The sequence below is a fragment of the Aeromonas enteropelogenes genome (assembly GCF_000819845.1).
In the GTDB taxonomy this organism is placed as follows: Bacteria; Pseudomonadota; Gammaproteobacteria; order Enterobacterales; family Aeromonadaceae; genus Aeromonas; species Aeromonas enteropelogenes.
Map to the genome: position 1 here is coordinate 63,972 of NZ_CDCG01000002.1, position 24,072 is coordinate 88,043.

At 60.0% G+C, this 24,072-nt stretch carries 25 protein-coding genes; all 25 read left to right on the top strand.

What is annotated here, in order from left to right:
- The first annotated feature begins 75 nt into the window (after positions 1-75).
- The 25 genes from BN1123_RS00320 to BN1123_RS00440 all read left to right on the top strand — a co-directional run bounded on the left by BN1123_RS00320 (position 76) and on the right by BN1123_RS00440 (position 24,067).
- The gene (locus tag BN1123_RS00320; protein WP_167334817.1) at positions 76-930 is read left to right on the top strand and encodes a MurR/RpiR family transcriptional regulator; all 855 of its coding nucleotides are present in this window, start codon (positions 76-78) and stop codon (positions 928-930) included.
- A gap of 162 nt (positions 931-1,092) precedes the next feature.
- The gene (pyk, locus tag BN1123_RS00325; protein ID WP_042024817.1) at positions 1,093-2,532 is read left to right on the top strand and encodes a pyruvate kinase; all 1,440 of its coding nucleotides are present in this window, start codon (positions 1,093-1,095) and stop codon (positions 2,530-2,532) included.
- A gap of 229 nt (positions 2,533-2,761) precedes the next feature.
- Positions 2,762-3,541: a beta cell expansion factor BefA gene (gene befA / locus BN1123_RS00330; RefSeq protein WP_042024818.1), complete on the top strand. Its 780-nt coding sequence runs from the start codon at positions 2,762-2,764 to the stop codon at positions 3,539-3,541.
- A 149-nt stretch (positions 3,542-3,690) separates the two neighbouring features.
- A complete protein-coding gene (locus tag BN1123_RS00335) occupies positions 3,691-4,074 on the top strand; it encodes a hypothetical protein (protein ID WP_026456069.1) in 384 nt (127 codons plus the stop codon).
- Between the two features lie 123 nt (positions 4,075-4,197).
- Positions 4,198-4,515 (top strand): flagellar hook-basal body complex protein FliE, encoded by a 318-nt coding sequence (fliE, locus tag BN1123_RS00340; RefSeq protein ID WP_026456070.1) that lies wholly within the window; start codon positions 4,198-4,200, stop codon positions 4,513-4,515.
- Between the two features lie 11 nt (positions 4,516-4,526).
- Entirely contained in the window at positions 4,527-6,230 is a 1,704-nt protein-coding gene (gene fliF / locus BN1123_RS00345) for a flagellar basal-body MS-ring/collar protein FliF (protein WP_042024819.1), read from the top strand.
- Positions 6,223-7,284, top strand: a complete 1,062-nt coding sequence (gene fliG, locus BN1123_RS00350; protein ID WP_026456071.1) for a flagellar motor switch protein FliG — start codon at positions 6,223-6,225, stop codon at positions 7,282-7,284. Before fliF ends, fliG begins: the two co-directional genes overlap by 8 nt.
- A 69-nt stretch (positions 7,285-7,353) precedes the next feature.
- Positions 7,354-8,157 carry a flagellar assembly protein FliH gene (gene fliH, locus BN1123_RS00355; protein WP_026456072.1) on the top strand — a complete coding sequence of 268 codons (804 nt, stop codon included), beginning with the start codon at positions 7,354-7,356 and terminating at the stop codon, positions 8,155-8,157.
- 57 nt (positions 8,158-8,214) lie between these two features.
- On the top strand, positions 8,215-9,546 hold the full coding sequence (gene fliI / locus BN1123_RS00360) for a flagellar protein export ATPase FliI (RefSeq protein ID WP_026456073.1): 1,332 nt from the start codon (positions 8,215-8,217) through the stop codon (positions 9,544-9,546).
- Positions 9,547-9,571: 25 nt separating this feature from the next.
- On the top strand, positions 9,572-10,012 hold the full coding sequence (fliJ, locus tag BN1123_RS00365) for a flagellar export protein FliJ (protein ID WP_026456074.1): 441 nt from the start codon (positions 9,572-9,574) through the stop codon (positions 10,010-10,012).
- Between the two features lie 66 nt (positions 10,013-10,078).
- Positions 10,079-12,034 carry a flagellar hook-length control protein FliK gene (locus BN1123_RS00370; RefSeq protein ID WP_042024820.1) on the top strand — a complete coding sequence of 652 codons (1,956 nt, stop codon included), beginning with the start codon at positions 10,079-10,081 and terminating at the stop codon, positions 12,032-12,034.
- A gap of 57 nt (positions 12,035-12,091) precedes the next feature.
- The gene (fliL, locus tag BN1123_RS00375; RefSeq protein WP_042024821.1) at positions 12,092-12,613 is read left to right on the top strand and encodes a flagellar basal body-associated protein FliL; all 522 of its coding nucleotides are present in this window, start codon (positions 12,092-12,094) and stop codon (positions 12,611-12,613) included.
- A gap of 7 nt (positions 12,614-12,620) precedes the next feature.
- A complete protein-coding gene (gene fliM / locus BN1123_RS00380; protein WP_042024822.1) occupies positions 12,621-13,691 on the top strand; it encodes a flagellar motor switch protein FliM in 1,071 nt (356 codons plus the stop codon).
- A 49-nt stretch (positions 13,692-13,740) separates the two neighbouring features.
- Complete coding sequence (gene fliN / locus BN1123_RS00385; RefSeq protein WP_011705280.1) at positions 13,741-14,133, top strand: flagellar motor switch protein FliN; 393 nt, start codon at positions 13,741-13,743, stop codon at positions 14,131-14,133.
- Positions 14,134-14,245: 112 nt separating this feature from the next.
- A complete protein-coding gene (fliO, locus tag BN1123_RS00390; protein WP_042024823.1) occupies positions 14,246-14,629 on the top strand; it encodes a flagellar biosynthetic protein FliO in 384 nt (127 codons plus the stop codon).
- The gene (gene fliP, locus BN1123_RS00395; RefSeq protein WP_042024824.1) at positions 14,616-15,365 is read left to right on the top strand and encodes a flagellar type III secretion system pore protein FliP; all 750 of its coding nucleotides are present in this window, start codon (positions 14,616-14,618) and stop codon (positions 15,363-15,365) included. The genes fliO and fliP overlap by 14 nt, the downstream gene beginning before the upstream one ends.
- 27 nt (positions 15,366-15,392) lie before the next feature.
- Positions 15,393-15,662, top strand: coding sequence for a flagellar biosynthesis protein FliQ (fliQ, locus tag BN1123_RS00400; protein ID WP_042024825.1), 270 nt, complete (start codon positions 15,393-15,395; stop codon positions 15,660-15,662).
- The gene (gene fliR, locus BN1123_RS00405; RefSeq protein WP_026457794.1) at positions 15,659-16,456 is read left to right on the top strand and encodes a flagellar biosynthetic protein FliR; all 798 of its coding nucleotides are present in this window, start codon (positions 15,659-15,661) and stop codon (positions 16,454-16,456) included. The genes fliQ and fliR overlap by 4 nt, the downstream gene beginning before the upstream one ends.
- Complete coding sequence (gene flhB, locus BN1123_RS00410) at positions 16,449-17,579, top strand: flagellar biosynthesis protein FlhB (protein WP_026457795.1); 1,131 nt, start codon at positions 16,449-16,451, stop codon at positions 17,577-17,579. The genes fliR and flhB overlap by 8 nt, the downstream gene beginning before the upstream one ends.
- 107 nt (positions 17,580-17,686) lie before the next feature.
- Complete coding sequence (gene flhA / locus BN1123_RS00415) at positions 17,687-19,789, top strand: flagellar biosynthesis protein FlhA (RefSeq protein ID WP_042024826.1); 2,103 nt, start codon at positions 17,687-17,689, stop codon at positions 19,787-19,789.
- 16 nt (positions 19,790-19,805) lie between these two features.
- Positions 19,806-21,230, top strand: coding sequence for a flagellar biosynthesis GTPase FlhF (gene flhF, locus BN1123_RS00420; protein ID WP_042024827.1), 1,425 nt, complete (start codon positions 19,806-19,808; stop codon positions 21,228-21,230).
- Between the two features lies 1 nt (position 21,231).
- The gene (locus BN1123_RS00425) at positions 21,232-22,107 is read left to right on the top strand and encodes a MinD/ParA family protein (RefSeq protein ID WP_185378279.1); all 876 of its coding nucleotides are present in this window, start codon (positions 21,232-21,234) and stop codon (positions 22,105-22,107) included.
- Complete coding sequence (locus tag BN1123_RS00430; RefSeq protein WP_042024829.1) at positions 22,100-22,819, top strand: RNA polymerase sigma factor FliA; 720 nt, start codon at positions 22,100-22,102, stop codon at positions 22,817-22,819. The genes BN1123_RS00425 and BN1123_RS00430 overlap by 8 nt, the downstream gene beginning before the upstream one ends.
- 123 nt (positions 22,820-22,942) lie before the next feature.
- Positions 22,943-23,314 (top strand): chemotaxis response regulator CheY, encoded by a 372-nt coding sequence (gene cheY / locus BN1123_RS00435; protein ID WP_425278690.1) that lies wholly within the window; start codon positions 22,943-22,945, stop codon positions 23,312-23,314.
- Between the two features lie 12 nt (positions 23,315-23,326).
- Positions 23,327-24,067 carry a protein phosphatase CheZ gene (locus BN1123_RS00440; RefSeq protein ID WP_026457228.1) on the top strand — a complete coding sequence of 247 codons (741 nt, stop codon included), beginning with the start codon at positions 23,327-23,329 and terminating at the stop codon, positions 24,065-24,067.
- The last annotated feature ends 5 nt before the right edge of the window (positions 24,068-24,072 follow it).

Here is a 24,072-nt window from a genome sequence, read left to right on the forward strand (position 1 = left end):
ATTGGAAACCTGCTTAGCCGTAAGTTGAGTGCAAAGACACTGAAGCTAAATTACAAAAAATGCCTGGTGGTGATGATGAATACCCTTGATAAAATTACAAACAACTTGGAAAGTTTCAGTAAATCAGAACGCAAGGTCGCCGAGGTGATCCTGGCGTCTCCCCAAACTGCCATTCACTCCAGCATCGCCGCCCTGGCCAAAATGGCCGACGTCAGTGAACCGACCGTCAACCGTTTTTGTCGTCGTCTCGATACCAAGGGTTTTCCCGATTTCAAACTGCACCTGGCCCAGAGCCTGGCCAATGGTACACCCTATGTGAACCGTCACGTAGAGGCGGAAGACGGCCCCGATACCTATACCGCCAAGATCTTCGAATCCACCATGGCCTGCCTGGATGCGGCCAAAAACAGCCTGGATATCTCAGCCATCAATCGCTGCGTCGATATCCTGACCCAATCCAAGAAGATCAGCTTCTTCGGCCTTGGCGCCTCTTCGGCCGTCGCCCGCGATGCCCAGAACAAATTCTTCCGCTTCAACATCCCGGTAGTGAGCTTTGATGACATCGTCATGATGCGCATGAGCTGCATCAACAGCTCAGAGGGGGATGTGGTGGTGCTCATCTCCCACACCGGCCGCACCAAGGCGCTGGTCGAGATTGCCGCGCTGGCCCGCGAAAACGATGCCACCGTCATCGGCATGACCGCCAAGGATTCGCCGCTGGCCCGCGAGTGCAACCTGGTGCTCTCCATGGATGTGCCGGAAGACACAGATGTCTATATGCCGATGGCTTCCCGTATCGCCCAGCTGGCGCTGGTGGATGTGCTGGCGACCGGTTTCACCCTGCGCCGGGGGATGAAGTTTCGCGAAAACCTGAAAAAAGTGAAAGAGGGACTGCGCGAATCCCGCTTCGATACACCGCACTCTTCCTGAATCGTCGGGGGGTGACCCCCGGCTGTCTATGCCACCCTGCTTTGGTGTAGTATTGTAATTTAATAACAAAAGCCACCCAGATGGCTGGCAAACGGATGCCTGTCGGCATCCGCTTGATGGGGCAGAATTTCAAGTCATATCAACTTCATATTGGAGTCTTTCATGCCTAGACGTACAAAGATTGTAACCACACTCGGTCCGGCAACCGACCGCGAAGGGATCCTGGAAGGGATCATCCGCGCTGGCGCCGACATGGTGCGGATGAATTTCTCTCACGGCACTCCTGAAGATCATATCCAGCGCGCCAACCAAGTGCGTGACATTGCTGCCAAACTCGGCCGCCACGTGGCCATCATGGGTGACCTGCAGGGCCCGAAAATCCGTGTTTCCACTTTCAAGGATGGCAAGATCTACCTGGCCATCGGTGACAAGTTCGTGCTGGACGCCACCCTCGGCAAGGGTGAAGGCTGCCAGGAGCAGGTGGGGATTGACTACAAGAGCCTGCCCAATGACGTGGTGCCGGGCGACATCCTGCTGCTGGACGACGGTCGTGTGCAACTGAAGGTCGAGCGTGTCGAAGGTACTCGCATTCACACCACAGTGACTGTTGCCGGCCCGCTCTCCAACAACAAGGGCATCAACAAGAAAGGGGGCGGCCTCTCCGCCCCGGCCCTGACCGAGAAAGATAAGGAAGATATCAAGACCGCCGCCCGCATGAATGTGGACTACCTGGCCGTCTCCTTCCCCCGCTGCGGCGATGACCTGCGCTACGCCCGCGAGCTGGCCCGCGAAGCCGGTTCCAACGCCAAGATCGTGGCCAAGGTCGAGCGCGCCGAAACCGTCGCCACCGACGAGGCGATGGAAGACATCATTCTCGGCTCCGATGCCGTCATGGTGGCTCGTGGCGATCTGGGCGTCGAGATTGGCGACCCCGAGCTGGTGGGTGTGCAGAAGAAGCTGATCCGCTACTCCCGCCGTCTGAACCGGGTGGTGATCACCGCGACCCAGATGATGGAGTCGATGATCAATGCGCCGCTGCCGACCCGTGCCGAGGTGATGGACGTCGCCAACGCCGTGCTGGACGGCACAGATGCAGTGATGCTCTCCGCCGAAACTGCCGCCGGCCAGTTCCCCATCGAGACAGTGACCTCCATGGCCAGCGTCTGCGTGGGCGCCGAGAAGCACCCGAGCCTGAACGTCTCCAACCACCGCATGAGTTACACCTTCACCTCCGTGGAGGAAGCCGTCGCCATGTCCACCATGTATGCGGCCAACCACCTGGAAGGGGTCAAGGCGATCGTGGCGCTGACCGAATCCGGCACTACGCCGCTGCTGATGTCCCGCATCAGCTCCGGTCTGCCGATCTTCGCCCTGTCACCGCACAACAAGACCCTGGCCTGGACCAATCTCTACCGCGGCGTGACCCCGGTGCTGTTTGATGGCGACGAGACCAAGCCGGTCTACGAAGTGTGCCGCGACGCGCTGGACGTGCTCAAGGCCAAGGGACTGCTGCAAAGCGGCGACATGGTACTGCTCACTCACGGCGACAAGATGGAAACCGTCGGCAGTACCAACACCTGCAAGGTGATGATGGTCGAATAAGGCCTTTCATCCGCCAAGGCAACCAGAAAGCTGTTCACCGTGAGGTGGGCAGCTTTTTTTTATATTCGTCTGCCGGGCCGGTTACGAGGACTCATTGGCGACAGAGGCCGGGGATGTAGTGCGGCTCTCTGGCCTAAGCGGCACCCCACGGCTAAAACATGGTATGGTTTGCTGTCACAGCTGAAGACAGATTGCTTGTTACATCGCGAAGCATACGAGGAGATCTGGCATGAATCCGGGTAAAAAATGGGTGATGGCCCTGTCGCTGGGGCTGGTGTTGTCACCGGCTCACGCGGACTGGGCCAAGTTGAAAGAGGCGGCGTCCGATCTCGGCACTGCGGTCAGCGAGACCAGCAAGGAGGTCTGGCAGGATGTCAGCGATTTCTCCAAGAAGAGCTGGGCCTCCGTCTCCGCCTGGGGCGAGGATGCCTTCAATACCGCCGGGGCCTGGACCGACAAGAGCATTGCCACCGGCAAGGAGTGGCTGGCGGTCGCCGACAAGAAGCTCGACGAGATGCTCGAACCCGAGACTCCGGAAGAGGCGCGTCTTGCCCTCAACACCATGGCCGATACCGCGCTGGTGAGGTTGTTCAACGAGCAACCTTCGGCCAAGTTGCTGTTTGACAAGGCATATGGCTATGCGGTGTTCGATTCGCGCAAGTTCTCCCTGATGCTCCATACCAATCAGGGGGCCGGGGTGGCAATCGATCGCACCATGGGCAAGCACACCTACATGAAGATGTTTGGCGCGGGTATTGCCGCGGGTCTGGGGGGCAAGTTTTACCAGCAGGTGATCCTGTTTGAAGACAAGGCGCGGTTTGATGCCTTCGTCACCCAGGGATGGGAAGCGACCTCGGAAGTGGGGGCCGTCGCTGGCAAGGAGAGCGCCGAGCTCACCGCCAAGTACAACGGTGGCATGGCCATCTACCAGATCGGCGAGAAGGGGTTGCTGCTGGACGCCAATATTTCCGGCTCCAAATACTGGATCGACAAGGATCTGACCCAGTGATTGCGCAGGCTTTGAGCAACCGCATCTTTTTCTTCGCTCACAGTGAATTGTTGTCTGTTTAAATGACGCAACTTGCAGTAAAAAGAGGGCCATCGGCCCTCTTTTGCATGGGCGCAAGCAGGATTTGTCAGCAGAACAAGGAGAGTGGCATGACACAAGCAGCAGAACAGGGCGGGATGGACGCGGCCCCGAGCTGGGACAAGCAGAGCGTCTATCTGCGTCTGCAGGATGGGATCCCCATGGCCTTCTGGGTCAAGGGGGAGCAGGTCTCTCCCCTCGAGCCCAGCCCTGAAGGATCGCAATATCGCGGGCATTTCGGCTGGGGGCGTGCCGATGAGGCGACCATGGCCCTGGCGGATGCCATCGTTGCCAGGCTGGTGGTGGAGAGACTGATCCCTCCCGAGCTGGCGGCGAGCCGCGCGGGTTACCTTCACAACGAAGTGCTGGTCAAGCTGCCCGCCGGGGAACACTACGATCTGCATCTGAGCTATCTGAGGTTGTTGCTGGGCGAGGGGGCCGTGCCGCGGCCGTGACTGGCGCCGGTTCGTCATCGCCTTCTGCGACTACCCAATCCCCTGGCCTGAGGGCATTTTTCCTAATTGGCACTTTTATTGCTTGGAGCCTGTCAGCGTCAATGATTTGTCTGGGGATGAAAAATGGAAATTAGTGCAAGCAGCCTGATGCAAGAGATGCAGGCCCTCAAGATTGAGGCAGGTGCCACACCACTGACACAACCCGGTCGCCAGGTGACTTCCGATTTTGGCCAGTTGCTGCAGCAAGCACTTGGCAACGTCAACGAATTGCAAGGGGCAGCCAACGATCTGCGCACCCGTTTCGATATGGGTGACAAGTCGGTGGATCTGTCGGAAGTCATGATCGCAGGCCAGAAGTCCTCCATTGCCTTCGAGGCAACGGTACAGGTCCGCAACAAGATGGTCGATGCCTACAAGACCATCATGAACATGCCAGTGTAAGGATTTGAATCGTGGCTACTGACCAAAACGGCGAACTGCTGATGAACGATGAGGGCACCGCCGCCCTTGATGAAAATGAGCAGAAGAGTTCGGCGCTGGGCTTTCTGTCCAACACCGACGTGCTGCGGCAAATCACCCTGATCCTGGGGCTGGCCATCTGCCTGGCCATCGCCGTCTTTATCCTGTTGTGGGGCAAGGAGCCGGACATGCGTCCCCTCGGCACCTACACCACCCAGGAGCTGGTCAAGACCCTCGATTTTCTCGATCAGCAGAAGATCCCCTATCAGGTGGATGGCAAGAGCGTGCTGGTCAGCGCCGAAAACTACCCCAGCATCAAGCTGGCCCTGACCCGTGCCGGTCTGGTCAATGCGAGCGACATGACCAATGATGGCGAAGATATTCTGCTCAAGGATTCCAGCTTCGGCGTCAGCCAGCGGATGGAGAGCGAGCGCCTCAAGCTGAGCCGCGAGCGCCAGCTGGCCAGCGCCATCGAGCAGTTCCAGAGCGTGGCCAGTGCCCAGGTGCTGCTGGCCATCCCCAAAGAGAACGTGTTTGCCCGCAACGAGCGCAAACCCAGCGCGACCGTGGTTCTCAAGCTCAAGGGCGCCGCCCTCAATCAGGGGGAGGTGGACTCCATCGTCGACATGGTCGCCTCCGCCGTGCACGGCCTGGTGCCGACCCGCGTCACCGTGACCGATCAGAACGGCCGTTTGCTCAACTCCGGTTCCCAGGATCCCGTCTCTGCCCAGACTCGCAAGGAGTTTGCGATGCAGCAGAAGCAGGAGCTCGAATACAAACAAAAAATTGACGCCATCCTGATCCCGGTGCTTGGCGCCGACAATTATACGGCGGAGGTCGATCTCTCCCTCGACTTTTCCCAGCAGGAGCAGACCCGCAAGACCTACAATCCCGACTTGCCGGCGGTGCGCTCCGAAATGACCCTGGAGGAGAACAGCTCCAGCGGCAGCAATGGCGGTATCCCGGGGGCCCTCTCCAACCAGCCGCCTGCCGCCTCCAATATTCCCGAACAGGCGACCGGTGGCGAGTCCGGCTCCGCTGCCTCGGGCCGTTCCCGCAAGGAGGCGACCCGCAACTTTGAACTCGATACCACCGTCAGCCACACCCGTCGCCAGATGGGAGGCATTCGCCGTATGACCGTCTCGGTCGCGGTGGATTACAAGTCGGTGACCGGTGCCGATGGCAAGGTAACTCGCGAAGCGCGCACCCAGGCCGAACTCGATACCCTGCGCCGTCTGCTCGGCGGTGGCCTCGGCTTTGATGTGACCCGGGGTGACACCCTGGAAGTGGTCGCCATTCCGTTCAACCGTCCCGAGCTGGAAGTGGTGGGTGAGCCGCCGCTCTACGAACAGCCCTGGTTCTGGCGCGCAGTGCGCATCGCTGCCTCCGTGCTGGTCATCATCGTCCTTATCGTCACCGTGGTGCGCCCCATGCTCAAGCGCCTGCTCTACCCGGATGCCAAGCCGGAAGGAGAACTGGATTTCGACAACCACACCGTGCTGGGTGGCGACGACGAACTGAGCCTGTTGGCAGCCCAGGCAGAAGCCGAGCCCGTGTTTGGACTGCGCGATGGTCAGCTCAAGCTGCCTGATCTGCACCGGGATGAAGACTTGCTCAAGGCGGTCCGTGCGCTGGTGGCGAACGAACCGGATCTGGCCGCTCAGGTCATTAAAGAATGGGTAACCAAAGATGCCTGAAGAGAATAAAAGCCAGGTCACCGGCAACGATATCACCGAAAGCCAGCGTCTGATCCTGGATCAGATGTCCGGCATGGAGATGGCGGCGGTGCTGATGCTGAGCCTCAACGAGGAGGATGCCGCCCAGATCTTCCGCCACCTCGAACCCAAGCAGGTGCAGCGGCTCGGCATGTCGATGGCCTCCATGTCCGATTTCAGCCACGATCGGGTGGCGGCGGTGCACCGCCAGTTTATCGACGACATCCAGAAATACACCAATATCGGTATCGGCAGCGAAGACTTCGTGCGCAAGGCCCTGGTGGCCGCCCTTGGCGAAGACAAGGCGAGCAACCTGGTGGATCAGATCATTCTGGGTTCCGGTGCCCGCGGCCTCGATTCCCTCAAATGGATGGATGCTCGCCAGGTGGCCAGCATCATCCAGAACGAGCACCCGCAGATCCAGACCATCGTGCTCTCCTATCTCGAGCCCGAGCAGTCTGCCGAGATCCTGAGCCAGTTCCCGGAGCAGGTGCGCCTGGATCTGGTGATGCGTATCGCGAACCTGGAAGAGGTGCAACCGGCGGCGCTGCAAGAGTTGAACGACATCATGGAGAAACAGTTCGCCGGTGCGGCGGGCGCCCAGGCAGCCAAGATGGGCGGCCTGAAGGCGGCGGCCAACATCATGAACTACCTGGACACCAACATCGAAGGCCAGCTGATGGACTCCATCCGCGAGTCGGACGAGGAGATGAGCCAGCAGATCCAGGATCTGATGTTCGTGTTCGAAAACCTCATCGATGTGGACGATCGCGGCATCCAGACCATGCTGCGGGAAGTGCCCGGCGATCTGCTGCAACGGGCCCTCAAGGGCTCCGACGATCAGATGCGCGAGAAGATCTTCAAGAACATGTCCAAACGGGCCGCCGAGATGCTGGCGGACGATCTGGAGGCCATGGGCCCGATCCGGGTCTCCGAAGTGGAGGCCGCCCAGAAGGAGATCCTCTCCATCGCCCGCCGTCTGGCGGATGCCGGCGAGATCATGCTGGGCTCCGGTGGCGGCGACGAGTTCCTCTAAGCCATGATCAACAAGTGGTATGGTGATGGCGGGCCAGCAACTGGCCGCGACGAGGAGCGCTGCTGAAAGATGAACAACAAACTGCGTGGCTATGTGCGCCCGGACAACGATAACACCCAGGTAGAGACCTGGGGCTGGCCCGAGATGGAGGTCGAGTCCGAAGTCGAGACCAATGCGCTGGGACTCTCCCCTGACTGGTACCAGCAGGAAGAGGAGGTGGTGGAGCCGGAGCCCGAACAGGAGCCGACTCCCAGCATCACGGCCGAGGAGCTGGAGGCCATTCGCCAGGCCGCCTGGGAAGAGGGAATGGCCGAAGGCCGTGAGGCAGGATTTGCCAAGGGGCTGGAAGAGGGCAAGCTGGAGGGCTTGCAGCAGGGGCATGCAGCCGGCCTCGAGCAGGGACGTGAGGAGGGGCTGGCCATGGGCCGCGAGCTGGTGGAGCAGGAGATTGCCCACTGGCAGGAACTGGCCTCCCGATTGGCCAATCCCCTGAATGAGCTGGATCAGGCCGTGGAGCAGCAGCTCATCGCCCTGGTACAGCAGCTGGCCCGTGCGCTGATCCGCCATGAGGCCGAGACCTCGCCCCGCCTGCTGCTGGAGGCGCTCAAAGAGGGGCTGGCCCTGCTGCCCGCCGCCGAGCAGGGAGTCACCCTGATGCTGCATCCCGACGATGTGGCCCGGGTCGAGCAGGCGTTCGGGGCCGAAGAGTGCGCCAAGCGCCACTGGCGACTGCAAAGCGATCCCACCCTCTCCCCCGGCGATCTGCAGCTGGCGACCGAACTCTCCAGCATTGATCTGACCCTGGCTGGGCGTATTGATCAGCTGCTGCGCAACTTTCTGCGGGACAACGCATCCCGGGAACCCCATTCATGACAGCGTCCGGGTTGGCTGAGGCCGACCCGGGCGTTTTTTCGTATCAGAGGAGGCCAGATGAGCGGCTCGTTGCTCAACCGGTTGCAAGGGTACCGGGTTCGCGATAGCGCGCCCAAACCGCCCGTCGCCGGAAAATTGACCCGGGTGGTGGGGCTGACCCTGGAAGCCATAGGTTGTCGCGCCGCCATCGGGGCCCTCTGTCGCATCGATACCCTGGATGGCACTCTGGAAGCGGAAGTAGTCGGCTTTTCCGGCGATCGCCTCTATCTGATGCCGAGCGAGCAGCTCAAGGGGGTGATCCCGGGAGCCCGTGTGGTGCCCATCACCGAGGAGCACGGCATTCCGGTCGGCATGAACCTGCTCGGCCGGGTCATCGATGGCATCGGCCAGCCCCTCGACGGCCTCGGTCCCATCCTCTCCTCCCACTCGGTGCAGTTCGCCCAGCATCGCATCAACCCGCTTTCCCGCCGTCCCATTCATCAGCCGATGGATGTGGGGGTGCGCGCCATCAACGCCGTGCTGACCGTGGGTCAAGGCCAGCGGATGGGGCTGTTCGCCGGCTCCGGCGTCGGTAAATCCGTGCTGCTCGGCATGATGACCCGTGGCTCGGTGGCGGACGTGGTGGTGGTAGGCCTCATCGGTGAGCGGGGCCGGGAGGTAAAAGAGTTTATCGAGGAGATCCTGGGGGAGGAGGGGCGTGCCCGCTCCGTGGTGGTGGCGGCCCCTGCCGATGCCTCGCCCCTGATGCGCCTCAAAGGGTGCGAGACGGCGCTCGCCATCGCCGAGTATTTTCGCGATCAGGGGCTCAATGTGCTGTTGCTGATGGATTCGCTCACCCGCTATGCCCAGGCCCAGCGTGAGATCGCGCTGGCGGTGGGTGAGCCCCCGGCGACTAAAGGGTATCCGCCCTCTGTGTTCGCCAAATTGCCGGCGCTGGTGGAGCGGGCGGGCAACGGCAGCGACGGCCAGGGCTCCATTACGGCGTTTTTTACCGTGCTGACGGAAGGGGACGATCTGCAGGATCCCATCGCCGATGCGGCGCGAGCCATCCTCGATGGCCACATAGTGCTGTCGCGCGAACTAGCCGATTCGGGCCACTATCCGGCCATCGACATCGAGAAATCCATCAGTCGGGTCATGCCCATGGTCACCTCGCCGGAGCACATGGAGCTGGCGCGCACCCTCAAGCAGTTCTACTCCCTCTATCAGCAGAACCGGGATCTCATCACCATCGGCGCCTACAGCCAGGGCTCGGATCCCCGCATCGACCGCGCCATCATCCAGAAACCCTATCTGGATCAGTTCTTGCAGCAGGGCATGCGCGAGGTCATCCACTATGACGATGGCCTGCAAGCCTTGCAGATGGTGGCCATGCCGCTGATGCGCTGACGACGGATGAGGGGAGAGAGCGGCGATGAGTAAAGGGTTGGTGTTGCTGGCCGAACGGCTGGTCGAGGCCGAACAGCAGTGTGCGCTGGCGCTGGTCAAGGCGCAGCAGGATCTGAAGCTGTTCATGGATCAGCAAAACGCCCTCAACCAGTACCGCCAGATCTATCACCAGCAGTGGACCGATCGCGGCCTGCAGGGGATCAGCGCCCAGCAGAATACCCAGTATCACGCCTTCATCAACAAGCTCGAACAGGCCGCCACCCAGCAGAGCGAAGGGGTGCAGCAGGTGCGCCAGGCGCTGGAGCAGCGGCGGGAAGCCTGGCTGGCGGCCCAGCAGCGGCGCAAGGCGGTGGAGCTGCTGCTGGAGAAGCAGGCCAGCCGCGAGCAGCAGAAGGCCCAGCGTCAGGAGCAGAAGATGCTGGATGAGTACGCCATACTGAGGCGTTTCCATCAATCTGGCCTGTAACTTGCTTTGAACTGAACATTGCCGGTGGCCCTGACGTGGGCACCTCCAGAATTCAGGGATCCCATCATGATGCAGACAGTGTTGACACAGGCGCCTTCGACTCTGACGAATGGCTTGGAAAATGCCTCCCTGAACGGCGTGGCGGAAACCGGCGGCAGCGATGGCGGCAACCCGTCCGGACAGAGAGGGGATTTCGCTACCGAGATCGCCAAGGTTCAGGGGACGGGCTCGGCGCCAGAGCGCGTAAAGAATGCCCCCGAGGCTTCTTCTTCCCAGATAGCCAAATCTTTGGCGACCGATGAGGTGTCGTCCGAGGTGGAGGCTGCCGGCTCTGACAAACCCGCCAAATCCGATAAATCCGACACGAAAGCAGAGGATCTCCCCGCCAGCGATTTTCTGCTCCGTCTGCAAGACTCCCTCAAGCTCGACACTACCCTGGTCACGGCGCCGGCGGTGCCCTTGCCTGCACAAGTGGTGGCGGAACAAGACGCGGCCATCGACCCCGCTTTTGTGGCGAACGGCAATCTCTTGCCGCAAGAGGGGGAGGGTGACGTGCTGGCCGATAACGACGGGCTCTCGTCATCAGCGGGCAAGTTGGCTCAGACTCTGGCTGCAAAAGGCGGCGAGACGGCCCAGTCGGCTTCAAACGCTATGCCTTCCTTGTCGTCGGCCCTGATGCAGGGAGGTCAACCCGCGACGCCACTGATAGATGAAGCAGAGGGCGTGCAGCCCAAGGTCTCCCCTGCCGATGAAAGCAAGGTGGTACTGGCCGATGACGTGCTGGAAGGGGATGAGGATAACGTCTCCCTCAAGGATGGCCCTCGACAGCCTGATGGTGTGAAAGGGGACAAGCCCCTCTCTGCCCAGGAGCGTTTGGCCCAGCTGGCTGGCCGCCTGCCCGGCGAGGAGCAGACGCCTCCCCTGAAGCAGGCTGAGGCGGTGCAGGGGAAAGAGGGCGAAGAGAGCAAGATCAAACCCGATATTCCCCCCATGGCGAGCAAGGTGCCATCTGCTCAGGCTACGACCCAGCAGGGACCGGCAGCGGCGGCCAGGGCGTTCGGTGAAGGCATCAAGCAACCTGATGCCAGCGTGCAGGTCAGCGCCTCCGAGGCTCGGAGCAAGGGAGAGGAAACCGCTCAGAGTGGCCAGCAGGCCGCACCCGCCAATTCTGCCAACAGTGATGCCAGCGCGGCCAAGGTGGCCAGAGCCGCAGTGCCGAGCAGCCCGGTGGCCGCCAGCGATGCAGGCACCACACCCCCTGTGATGACGGCGCCGCAACAGGTACTGGCTCAGGCTCAACCCCAGGGGCCCCAGGCTCCGCTGTCGACCATCTCGGCCGGTATCCAGCAGATGGAGGTGACAGGTAGCAGCGAGCTGCGCAAGGCGATGGCCCAGGAGGTGAAGCAGAAGGTCGCCGAGGCGAGCAAGAGCCGGCCGGGCGCCGCCTCCGCCAGCACTGGCAATGACGCCCAGAGCGTGCAGCCGGGGCAGGGCAGCCAGCCGCAACCCCAGGTAACGGAGAGCAAGGGGCCAACCATGCCGGAGGCCGGCGTGCGCCGTGAGCCGCAATCCTTGCCCCATCTGAACCTGGCCAGCAAGGATGCTCCCGCCGAGCTGCACCAGAAGGTCAATGTGATGCTGGCGGACAAGCTGCAACAGGCGGAGATCCAGCTCGATCCTCTCGGCCTGGGCAAGATGAAGATCCAGATCCAGATCGGGGCCGACAGCCAGGCCAACGTCCATTTTGTGGTACAACATGGTCAGACCCGCGAGATGCTGGAGCAGACCATTCCTAGGTTGCGCGAGATGCTGGCCGGTCAGGGTATCCAGCTCGGCCAGACCCAGGTGCAGCAGCAGGCGCCCCAGCAGGGTCAACAGGGGCAGCAAGGCTTCAGTGGACAGGGCCAGCAGGGTGGCCAGTCAGGCGCCTCCGAGGGACAAGGTAGCGTCGAGGTGGCGAGTTCCGGCCGAAGTTTGCTGGCGGAATCGACAAACGGTTCCGGAATTGATTTCTATGCTTGATGCAATCCCGAGTAAGTTTATGATACCGAACAAGTTTGAGACTAGGGTGGACAAGGGATGGCTGACGATAACGAACTGACGCTAAAAGACCCCGCTGCGGGCAAGAAAAAAAAGCTGATCATTATCATTGCCCTGGCCGTCATCTTGCTGGCCGGTGGCGGTGCAGGGGCCTGGTTTATGCTCTCCGGATCCGACAAACCGGCGGAGGGTGAGCAGAGTGAGCAGACCGATGGCGCGGCGGCCAAGGATGCGGCGCCCCAGCCGTCACTCTATGTCGGCATGCCCCGCCCCTTCGTATTCAACGTGGCGGGGGCGCAGCGGGATCGGCTGGTGCAGATCAAAATCCAGTTGATGGTGCGCGGCACTGCCGACGAGGCCCTGGCCAAGCAACATATTCCGCTGATCGAAGGGACCCTGCTGCGGGTCTTCAGTGCTGCTCCCGCCGAGCAGTTGATGACCTTTGAGGGCAAGGAGAAGCTGCGCAAGGATTCACTGGAAGAGTGCCGTCGGGTGCTCAATGACCTGGTCTCTTCCCCCGTTATCGAACAAGTGCTGTTTACCGGCTTTGTAATGCAATAGGTGAAGCGTGAGCGATCTGTTAAGTCAGGACGAAATTGATGCCCTCTTGCACGGTGTCGATGATGTCGAAGAGGAAGAGATAGGGGCGGCGGGGGATCCCGGCGTTGCCCAGTTTGACTTCTCCTCCCAGGACCGCATCGTCCGTGGCCGGATGCCGACCCTGGAGCTGGTGAACGAGCGGTTCGCCCGCCATATGCGCATCAGCCTGTTCAACATGATGCGCCGCACCGCCGAGGTCTCCATCAACGGCGTGCAGATGCTGAAATTCGGCGAGTATGTCCACACCTTATTCGTGCCGACCAGTCTCAACATGGTGCGCTTTCGTCCCCTCAAGGGCACGGCGCTCATCACCATGGAGGCGCGTCTGGTCTTCATCCTGGTGGAGAACTTCTTCGGCGGCGATGGTCGCTATCATGCCAAGATCGAGGGGCGCGAGTTTACCCCGACCGAGCGACGCATCATCCAGATGCTGCTCAAGCTGGTCTTTGAAGATTACAAGGATGCCTGGGCGCCAGTGATGGATGTGGGCTTCGAGTACCTCGACTCCGAGGTGAACCCGGCCATGGCCAACATCGTCAGTCCCACCGAGGTGATCGTGGTGAGCTCGTTCCACATCGAGCTGGACGGCGGTGGTGGCGACTTCCACGTCGCCATGCCCTACTCCATGCTGGAGCCCATCCGCGAGCTGCTCGATGCTGGCGTCCAGAGCGACAAGGGCGACACCGACGTGCGCTGGAGCAAGGCCCTGCGCGACGAGATCATGGACGTCAAGGTGGAGCTGAGGGCCAAGCTGCTGGAGACAGAGCTCACCCTGCGCGAACTGATGGAGCTGCAGCCCGGAGACATCATTCCGGTGGAGATGCCGGAGAACCTGCTGGTGTTTGTGGAGGATCTGCCCACCTTCCACGCCAAGATGGGTCGCACCAAGGACAACGTGGCGCTCAAGATCACCGACAAGCTCAAGCGCCCGGAAGGGGTCAAGACAGAGATGCATCTGGTGACCCGGGGCGGTGTACGCATCGATGGTGAAGCCGAGCTGGAAGAGCTCGAGCGCAGCATCGAAGATCAACAGCCATAATCGGCCCCTGAAGCCATTCAGGGGTCACGAAGTAGCATAAGGAACCAAGATGAGCGGAACTGATGAAGAGGATCTGATGGCGGATGCCTGGGCTGCCGCGCTGGAGGAGCAGGTAACGGCGGAAGCCAAACCGGCCCCCCTTGAGGAGCTGAAGGATGATGCGCCAATCAGTGCCGAGGAGCGGCGCAAGCTCGACACCATTCTGGATATTCCGGTCACCATTGCCATGGAGGTGGGCCGCAGCCAGATCAGCATTCGCAACCTGCTGCAACTCAACCAGGGCTCCGTAGTGGAGCTGGATCGCGTGGCGGGTGAGCCGCTGGACGTGCTGGTCAACGGCACTCTGATCGCTCACGGTGAGGTAGTGGTGGTGAACGACAAGTTCGGTATCCGTCTGACCGATGTCATCAGTCAGATAGAAAGGATCAAGAAGCTCAAATGACAAGATTCATTGTGTCGCCGATATGGGCTCCCCGGATGCTGACCAAGAAGTTCGGCATCCCTTCTGTGTTGGCCGATGCCATCAGTCAGATTGAACGGATCAAGAAACTCAAATGATGCGCCTGCTCCTGTTACTGTTGCTGCCCCTGCCTGCGCTGGCCGACGTCGGTGGCGCGGCCAATCCCCCCAGCCTGAGCTCCTGGCTGCTCTCCAGCCTGATGGTGATTGGCCTCATCCTGGTGCTGGGCTTTCTGCTCAAGAAGAGCAAGATTGCCAACGCCATGGGGGGCGGGCAGATGCGGGTCATCGCCAGCCTGCCGGTCGGCTACAAGGAGAAGCTGATGGTGGTCAAGGTGGGCGAGCAGCAGCTGCTGATCGGGGTCACCCCGCAGCAGGTCAACTTCCTCTATCGTCTGGAGGAGCCGCTGGACGAGAGCCAGCCCCAGGCGTTTTCCCAGCAGCTCGGCAAATTGATGGGCAAGCATGAACAAAGCTAACTGGATCTGGCTGCTGGTCGGCCTGCTGTCACCCCTCGCCATGGCCCAGGACGGCGGCATGTCGGCGGTGACCGTCAAGACCATGGCGGACGGCAGTCAGGAGTACAGCCTGACCCTGCAAGTGCTGGCCTTGATGACGGCGCTCTCTTTCCTGCCGGCCATGGTCATCATGATGACCTCGTTTACCCGCATCGTCGTCGTGCTCGGCATCCTGCGCCAGGCCATCGGTCTGCAGCAGAGCCCCTCCAACCAGGTGCTGATCGGCATCGCCCTGTTCATGTCGTTCTTCATCATGTCGCCGGTGCTGGATCGCATCAACAACGAGGCGCTGCAGCCCTATCTGGCGGAGACCATCCAGGCCAAGGAGGCGCTCGAGCGGGCCCAGTTGCCCATCCATCAGTTCATGCTGGCCCAGACCCGGGTCAAGGATCTCAATACCTTCATGGAGATCGCCAACGTCCAGGTGGCCAAGCCCGCCGACGTGCCGCTGCGGGTGCTGATCCCGGCCTTTGTTACCAGCGAACTCAAGACAGCCTTCCAGATCGGCTTCATGCTGTTCCTGCCATTCCTTGTCATCGATCTGGTGGTGGCCAGTATCCTGATGGCCATGGGTATGATGATGCTCTCCCCGATGATCGTTTCCCTGCCATTCAAGCTGATGCTGTTCGTCATGGTGGATGGCTGGAACCTCATTCTGGGATCGCTGGCCAACAGCTTCGGACTGGGTGCCGGCTAAGCCGGCCAAGCGCAAGGAGCCCTGCATATGAGTCCGGAAACCTTTGTCGACGTCTTTCGTGAGGCGCTCTGGCTGGTGAACATCATGGTGAGCGCCGTGATCCTGCCCAGCCTGTTCGTCGGCTTGATGGTGGCCATCTTTCAGGCGGCCACCTCCATCAACGAACAGACCCTGAGCTTCCTGCCTCGTCTCATCGTCACCCTGTTTGCCCTGGGGGCGGGGGCCCACTGGGGCCTGCAGAGCCTGATGGACTTCTTTACCCTGATGGTCAGCCAAATCCCCGAGGTGGTGGGATGACCTATACAACCGCTCTTATCATGGAGTGGTTGTCTTCCATCCTTTGGCCACTGGCGCGGGTGAGCAGCCTCCTGATGGTGATGGCGGTGTTTGGCAGTCGCCTGACGCCGGCGCGCGTGCGCATGGGACTGGCGCTGGCCATCACCTTTCTGATCTCGCCGCTACTACCCAAGATGCCACCGGTCGAGCTCTTCTCCGTCGGCAGTTTTCTGGTGCTGGCCCAGCAGCTGCTCATCGGTGTGGCGCTGGGTCTGATGACCCAGTTTCTGATGGAGAGTTTCGTGATGGCCGGCCAGGTCATCGCCATGCAGACCAGCCTGGGTTTTGCCACCCTGGTGGATCCCATGAATGGCCAGTCGGCCCCCGTAGTGGGCCAGTTTTATCTGATGCTGGCGACCCTGGTCTTTCTCGCGGTGGATGGTCATCTCATCATGCTGCGCCTGGTGATCTTGAGTTTCGAGACGCTGCCGGTGTCGGATAGCGGGCTGTCGCTCCCCTCCATCCGGACCCTGATCGGTTTTCTCGGGGTCATGTATCAGGCCTCTCTGGTGATGGCGCTCTCCGCCATCGTTGCGCTGCTCCTCATCAACTTCGCGTTCGGTGTCATGACCCGGGCGGCGCCCCAGCTCAACATTTTCAGCATCGGCTTTGCGGTCAGCATGATGTCGGGTCTGCTGATCCTCTGGCTCACCATCGGCGGCTTCCTCGGTCATTTCGATACCATGTGGGAGAGGGTGCAGGAGGTCAGCTGCGAGCTGATCGGCACCCAGTGTTTCGGAGGCACCCATGGCTGATACCGATCAGGAACGTACCGAACAACCCACGGGCAAACGACTGCAACAAGCCCGTGAAAAAGGGCAGATTGCACGCTCCAAGGAGCTGGGAACCGCCAGCGTGCTGCTGGCGGCCGTGTTCGGATTGCTGATGATCAAGGCTTCCCTGGCGACCGCCATGATCAAGGTGTTGACCATGGGCTTCACCTTGGATCGGGATCAAGCCTTCGATCCCGCGGCCATGATCGCCATGGTGCCGGCCCTGTTGTCGGAATTGATACTTCCCTTGGGGATGCTGTTTGCGCTGGTGGCCATCGCCGCCTTCGTCGGCAACATCTTGATGGGGGGGATGAACTTCTCCACCGAGGCCATGATGCCCAAGTTCAGCAAGCTGAGCCCCATCAACGGCTTCAAGCGGATGTTCGGCGTTCAGTCCCTGATCGAGCTGGTCAAGTCCATCGCCAAGGTGGTCTTCATCAGCCTGTTTGCCTGGTGGATGCTGTCGAGCCAGTTCAACCACCTGCTCAACCTCTCCCTGGAGGGATTCCCCGGCGGCATCATAGATGCGCTGGAGCTGTTTTTGTGGATGCTCATCATCCTCTGCTGCGCCCTCATTCCCATCGTGGCCATCGACGTGCCGTTCCAGCAGTGGAACCACATGCGCCAGCTCAAGATGACCAAGCAGGAGGTGAAGGACGAATTCAAGGACAGCGAGGGCAAGCCCGAGGTGAAGGGGCGGATCCGCCGTCTGCAGATGGAGATGGCAATGCGGCGCATGATGGGGGAGATCCCCAAGGCCGATGTGGTGATCACCAACCCGACCCACTATTCGGTGGCGCTTCAGTATGAGGCGGGCAAGCCCGGTGCGGCGCCCAAGGTGATCGCCAAGGGGACTGACGAGATTGCAATGAAAATTCGGGAAATTGCGCGGGAATATGAAATTCCCATCATGCCCTCCCCCGAACTGACCCGGGCCATCTACCACTCCACCGAGCTCGGGCGCGAGATCCCGGAAGGGCTGTTTGCCGCTGTGGCCCAGGTGCTGGCCTATGTCTTCCAGCTCAAGAAATTCCGCCGTGGCCAGGGGCGTCGTCCGCAACCGCTGGCCAAGGATCTCCCCATCCCGCCTGAATATCGCAAATGACAAACTTCTGACGTCGTCAAAATAAAATCATTCAAAATCAATGCATTGAATTGTTGGCTCAATGTTTGCTTTAATTTGCCATCTGCGAGTTGAAATTGAGAATGGCGATGGAATTCAAGGCATCATTGGGCCGCTTAAAAGAGTACAGAGGGCTGCTTGGCAAAGGGTTTGGCACCCCCTTGCTGGTGCTGGCATCCCTTGGCATGGTGGTGCTGCCCATCCCGCCGCTGATGCTGGATATCCTCTTCTCCTTCAACATCGCCCTCTCCATCGTCGTGTTGCTGGTGGCTGTCTATACTCGGCGTCCGCTGGAATTTGCCGCCTTCCCGACCGTATTGCTGGTAGCCACCTTGTTGCGACTGGCCCTCAACGTCGCCTCTACCCGGGTGGTGCTGCTGGAAGGTCATAACGGTAGCGCGGCGGCCGGTCATGTGATCGAGGCCTTCGGCAACGTGGTGATCGGCGGCAACTATGCGGTCGGCATCATCGTTTTCCTGATCCTCATGATCATCAACTTCGTGGTGGTCACCAAGGGTGCGGGACGGATTTCAGAAGTTAGCGCCCGCTTCACCCTGGATGCCATGCCGGGCAAGCAGATGGCCATCGATGCCGACTTGAACGCCGGCCTTATCAATCAGGAAGAGGCTAAGAAACGCCGTCAGGAGGTCACCCAGGAAGCGGACTTCTACGGCTCCATGGATGGTGCCTCCAAGTTTGTGAAAGGGGATGCCATCGCGGGCATCATGATCCTCTTCATCAACATCCTGGGTGGTTTCATCATAGGGATGGCCCAGCACAATCTGACCTTCGGCGAATCGGCCGAAATCTATACCCTGCTCGCCATCGGTGATGGCCTGGTTGCCCAGATCCCTTCGCTGCTGCTCTCCATCGCCGCCGCCATTATCGTAACCCGCCAAAATACCGATCAGGACATGGGCACGGCCGTGTTGGGCCAGCTGTTCGATAATCCCAAGGCGCTGATCATCTCCGCCGCCATCCTGCTGATGATGGGCCTGGTGCCCGGTATGCCGCACTTTGCCTTCCTGAGCCTGGGCGGCCTGGCGGCGCTGGGTGCCTGGTGGCTGTTGCGTCGCGAGAAGCTGGCTGCGGCCAAGGCGGCCAAGGGCGAGCTGATGCCAGCCAGTGCAGAACAGCCCCACGAGCAGAAAGAGCTGAGCTGGGATGACGTAATGCCGGTGGACATCATCGGTCTCGAGGTGGGTTATCAGCTCATCCCGCTGGTGGATCGCAATCAGGGCGGGGAGCTGCTCAACCGGATCAAGGGGGTGCGCAAGAAGCTCTCCCAGGAGCTGGGCTTTCTGGTGCCGGCGGTACACATTCGCGACAACCTGGATCTGGCACCCAACCAGTATCGCATTACCCTGATGGGGGTCAGCACCGGCGAGGCCAATGTCTACTATGACAAGGAGATGGCCATCAACCCGGGTCAGGTCTTTGGTCAGGTGCAGGGGATTGCCACCCGGGATCCCGCCTTCGGGCTGGAGGCGGTCTGGGTAGCCAAGGAGCAGGTCTCCCATGCCCAGACCCTGGGCTATACGGTAGTGGATACCGCCACCGTGGTGGCGACGCATCTGAGCCAGATCCTCGCCAACCATGCGGCCCTGCTGCTGGGTCATGACGAGGTGCAACAGCTGCTCGACATGATCGGCAAGCATCAGAGCAAGCTGGTGGAAGGGTTGGTGCCCGAGGTGATCAGTATGGGCAACCTGGTGAAGGTATTGCAGAATTTGCTCAATGAGGGCGTGCCAATTCGCGACATGCGCACTATCCTGCAGACCCTGGTCGAATACGCGCCGCGTAGCCCGGATCCGGAAGTGCTCACGGCCGCCTGCCGGATTGCCCTGCGCCGCCTCATCGTCCAGGAGATTGCCGGTCCCGATCCCGAGCTGCCGGTGATCACCCTGGCTCCAGAGTTGGAACGTATATTGCATCAATCACTGCAGGCAGGTGGTGGTGATGGTGCAGGGATTGAACCTGGCCTGGCGGAGCGGATGCAGCGCTCGCTGGTGGAAGCCACACAACGGCAAGAGCTGGAAGGTCAGCCGGCCGTGCTTCTGACATCGGGGATCTTGCGCAATACCCTGGCCAAATTTGTCAAGAATGCCATTCCTGGATTACGTGTTCTGTCTTATCAGGAAGTGCCTGACGACAAGCAGATTCGCATCGTCAGTGTGGTGGGACAGAACTAGTTAGCGGAGACGACGGGTGAAGATTAAGCGGTTTTTTGCCAAGGACATGCGAACGGCTCTGGCCGAGGTCAAGGAGACTCTCGGGCCCGATGCCGTCATCATGTCCAACAAAAAGGTCACCGGTGGGGTGGAGATAGTCGCGGCTGTCGATTATCAGTCCCAGGTACCGGGGCCCAAAGATGCGCCAGTTCGCCGTCAGTTGAACGATGAGAGCGTCAATATTTCGTCTGCCGCGCGGCAGATGAATCGCCCCGAACCTGCCCAGCCTCAGGGGCAGAACGAACATTATGCCGATACCCTGGCTGCCCTGCTGGCCCGCCAGCAAAAGCTCAAACCGGCCAGCCAGGCACCGCTTGGTGGCCAGCAGTCCGCCGGCCTGGCGGCGGCGAGTAGTGCTCCCAAAACCCTGGCCGAACAGGGACAGTGGGGGGCGGCTCCCGAGCCTGCCAGGCCCAAGCCTCGGATGGCGGCCGGTGGGCGTTCTTCTCAGCCTGCCCAGCGGGATCAGGAGATGGAAGGGATGCGCAAGGAGATGGCCAGCATCCGCAAACTGCTGGAGCACCAGATCTCCGGACTGATGTGGCAAGAAGTGGAGCGCCGCGAGCCGATGCGGGCTTTGCTCATCAAGGAGCTCAAGAAAATGGGCTTTGATGACGCTTTTGCTGATCAGCTGGCAGGCCTCATCCCGGAAGACATGCCCATTCATCAGGCGATGGCCCAGCTGGCCGAGGTGCTCACCGCCCAGCTCAAGATCAGCGAAGACGAGATCTTGCGCCAGGGCGGGGCCGTGGCTCTGCTTGGCCCGACCGGGGTGGGCAAGACCACCACCATCGCCAAGCTGGCGGCCCGTTTTGCCATGAAGTATGGCGCTGAGCAGGTGGCGCTCATCACCACCGACAACTACCGGATCGGTGCCCATGAACAGCTGCAGACCTATGGCCGCATCATGGGCTGCCCGGTTCGCCAGGTGCGGGATGCCGAGGAGCTGGCCAATGCGCTCTATCAGTTCCGTCATCGTCGTCTGGTATTGATCGATACCGCCGGGGTTGGCCAGCGGGATGTGCGGTTGACCGAACAGCTCGATACCTTGGTCAAGAATGCCAAGGTACGGATCCGCAACTATCTGGTGATGTCGGCGACCTCGCAACGCCGGGTGATGCAGGAAGCGGTAGACCATTTCCGGCGGATCCCGCTCAGCGGCTGCATACTTACCAAATTGGATGAAAGTCTGAATCTGGGCGAAGTGATTAACGTGTGTATCCAGAACGCCTTGCCGATCAGTTACATCACTGATGGCCAGCGGGTTCCGGAAGATATTCAGGTTGCCGATGCGGCGCAGCTCGTCGGCGCGGCCATGGGTTCGCTGGAGCGAGAAACGCAAGAGCCCTATTTCTGGGGCACGGGCTTTGGCGAAGCCGAAGATTCGGAGTTTTATGAGTAACATGTATATGGATCAGGCAAGTGGTCTGCGCAAAATGCGTCAAAACAATCGAGTGAAAGTGATCGCCGTGTCCGGCGGCAAGGGTGGCGTGGGTAAAACCAACGTGACACTGAACGTGGCGGGCGCCATGGCGGCACAAGGCAAGCGGGTGATGGTGCTGGATGCCGACCTGGGTCTTGCCAACGTCGACGTCATGCTGGGGCTGAGGGTGCATCGCAACCTCTCTCACGTATTGGCCGGCGAGTGCACTATAGACGACATCATCGTTGAGGGGCCCTACGGCATGATGATAGTGCCGGCGACCTCGGGTACCCAGTCCATGGTGGAGCTTACGCCGGTGCAGCATGCCGAGCTGATCCGTGCCTTCAGCGAGATGAAGACCCAGGTCGACGTGTTGCTGGTGGATACCGCAGCCGGTATCTCCGACATGGTGCTGAGTTTCACCCGTGCGGCCCAGGACATCATGGTAGTGGTGTGTGATGAACCCACCTCTATCACGGATGCCTACGCTCTCATCAAGATCCTCTCCAAGGAGCACGGGGTGTTCCGCTTCAAGGTGGTCGCCAACATGGTGCGCAGCCTGCGGGAAGGACAGGAACTGTTCGCCAAGCTGACCCGGGTGACGGATCGCTTCCTGGATACCTCACTCGAGCTGGTGGCTTGCGTGCCTTATGACACCAACTTGCGGGCCGCAGTGCGCAAGCAGAAGCTGATTGTCGAGGCGTTTCCGAAGTCGCCGGCCGCCCTGGCCTTCCGGGCCCTTGCCAACAAGGCTGCCAGTTGGCCGGTGCCGAACCAGCCGGGCGGTCACCTGGAGTTTTTCCTGGAAAATCTGTTGCAAAAACCGGCCACCACACAGGAAGGTTCCCGTGAATAAAGCCCAAGCGTACTTGCGTCATCAGGATTCCTATGCGCTGGTGGAGCGTCACGCTCCTCTGGTCAAACGGATTGCCCAGCACTTGTTGGCTCGCCTGCCAAGCAGTGTCTTGCTGGATGACCTGATCCAGGCAGGTATGATTGGGCTGCTTGAAGCCTCCCGCAATTTTGACGGTAGCAAGGGCGCCAGTTTTGAAACCTATGCCGGGATCCGCATCCGCGGTGCCATGCTCGACGAGATCAGGCGTGGTGACTGGGTGCCTCGTTCCGTGCATCGCAACAGCCGGGCGATCGCCGAAGCCATCGAGAATGTGGAGCAGTCGCAGGGGCGGGATGCGCGTGATACCGATGTCGCGGCTCATATGGGGGTCTCGATCAACGAGTACCACGCCATGTTGCAGGATGTTTCTTGTGGAAAAATTATCGGTATCGAGGATCTCGGGGTCAGTGAAGACGTGATCGGGCAGCCCGATGATACTCCTGCCGGATCCGGATTTGATGAATTGGCCGCAGAACGATTTCAGATTGAATTATCCGAGCAAATTGGTCGCCTGCCAGAGAGAGAAGCCCTGGTTCTCTCTCTTTACTACGACGAAGAGCTGAATTTACGCGAGATTGGCGAGGTTTTGAGCGTCAGTGAGTCCCGGGTGAGCCAGATCCATAGTCAGGCAATGCACCGACTGCGCGCCCGTTTGCGAGATTGGCATCTATAAGTGTCTGTACTGGCTACACTGAGGTGAAACACTAAGGCATAATCCGCAGGACACAACCCGTTTTTAGCATCATGTAAGTGAGCCGCCGAGGCGGCTATTTAGGAGGGAATTTTGGACAAGAACATGAAAATCCTCATTGTTGATGACTTTTCAACGATGCGCCGGATTATCAAGAACTTGCTGCGCGATCTGGGATACAACAATACCCATGAGGCGGATGATGGCAATACCGCATTGCCGATGCTGAAAAATGGTGATTTCCAGTTTGTGGTAACCGACTGGAACATGCCCGGCATGCAAGGTATCGACCTGCTCAAGGCCATTCGTGTCGATGACAAACTCAAGCATCTGCCGGTATTGATGGTAACGGCGGAGGCCAAGCGTGAGCAGATCATCGAAGCCGCTCAGGCTGGGGTCAATGGCTATATCGTCAAGCCTTTCACTGCTGCGACGCTCAAGGAAAAGCTCGATAAAATTTTTGAACGCATTGGCTAAGGGGTGGCAGGGATGATGGCCAAAACGAGAGCAATGATTTCGCTCGACCAGGCAAGGATGCTTGTTGCTCATCTGGAGCAAGGCGAATTTGAGTTGGCCGACGATTTGCTTGCGCAAGTGTGTGCCCCCAATGCCTCCGATCTGTTCGATAAGGTCGGTCAGCTGACACGACAACTGCACAATTCCCTGCAAGAATTTCGTCTCGATCCCCGTATTCCCGATCTGGCTACTCACGAAATTCCGGACGCGCGGGAGCGCCTCAGTTACGTCATCGACATGACGGACAAGGCTGCCAACCGCACCATGGATGCCGTAGAAGCCAGTTTGCCGATAGCGGATCGCCTCAACGACAATATCCAGCTGGTGTTGCCAAACTGGAATGCATTGATGTCCCGTGACATGAGCGTGGGCCAGTTCAAGGCGTTATGTCACCAACTCGATGATTTTATTAAGGCTTCTGAGGCTGATGCCGATAAATTACGGCAACTGCTGACTGAAATTCTGATGGCACAAGATTTTCAGGATTTGACCGGGCAGATGATCCGCAAGGTCATCAAGCTTGTTCAGGAAGTTGAAACAAAATTAATAGAAATGCTGACCATGTTTGGTGAAGCCTCTGCCGAGCATTCAACTCGTAGCCTTCCTGTCAACGGGATTGAAGCAGAAGGTCCCATCATGAACCCGGAAGCGCGTTCCGATGTGGTTAATGGTCAGGATGATGTGGACGATCTGCTGTCTAGCCTGGGATTCTAATGGAG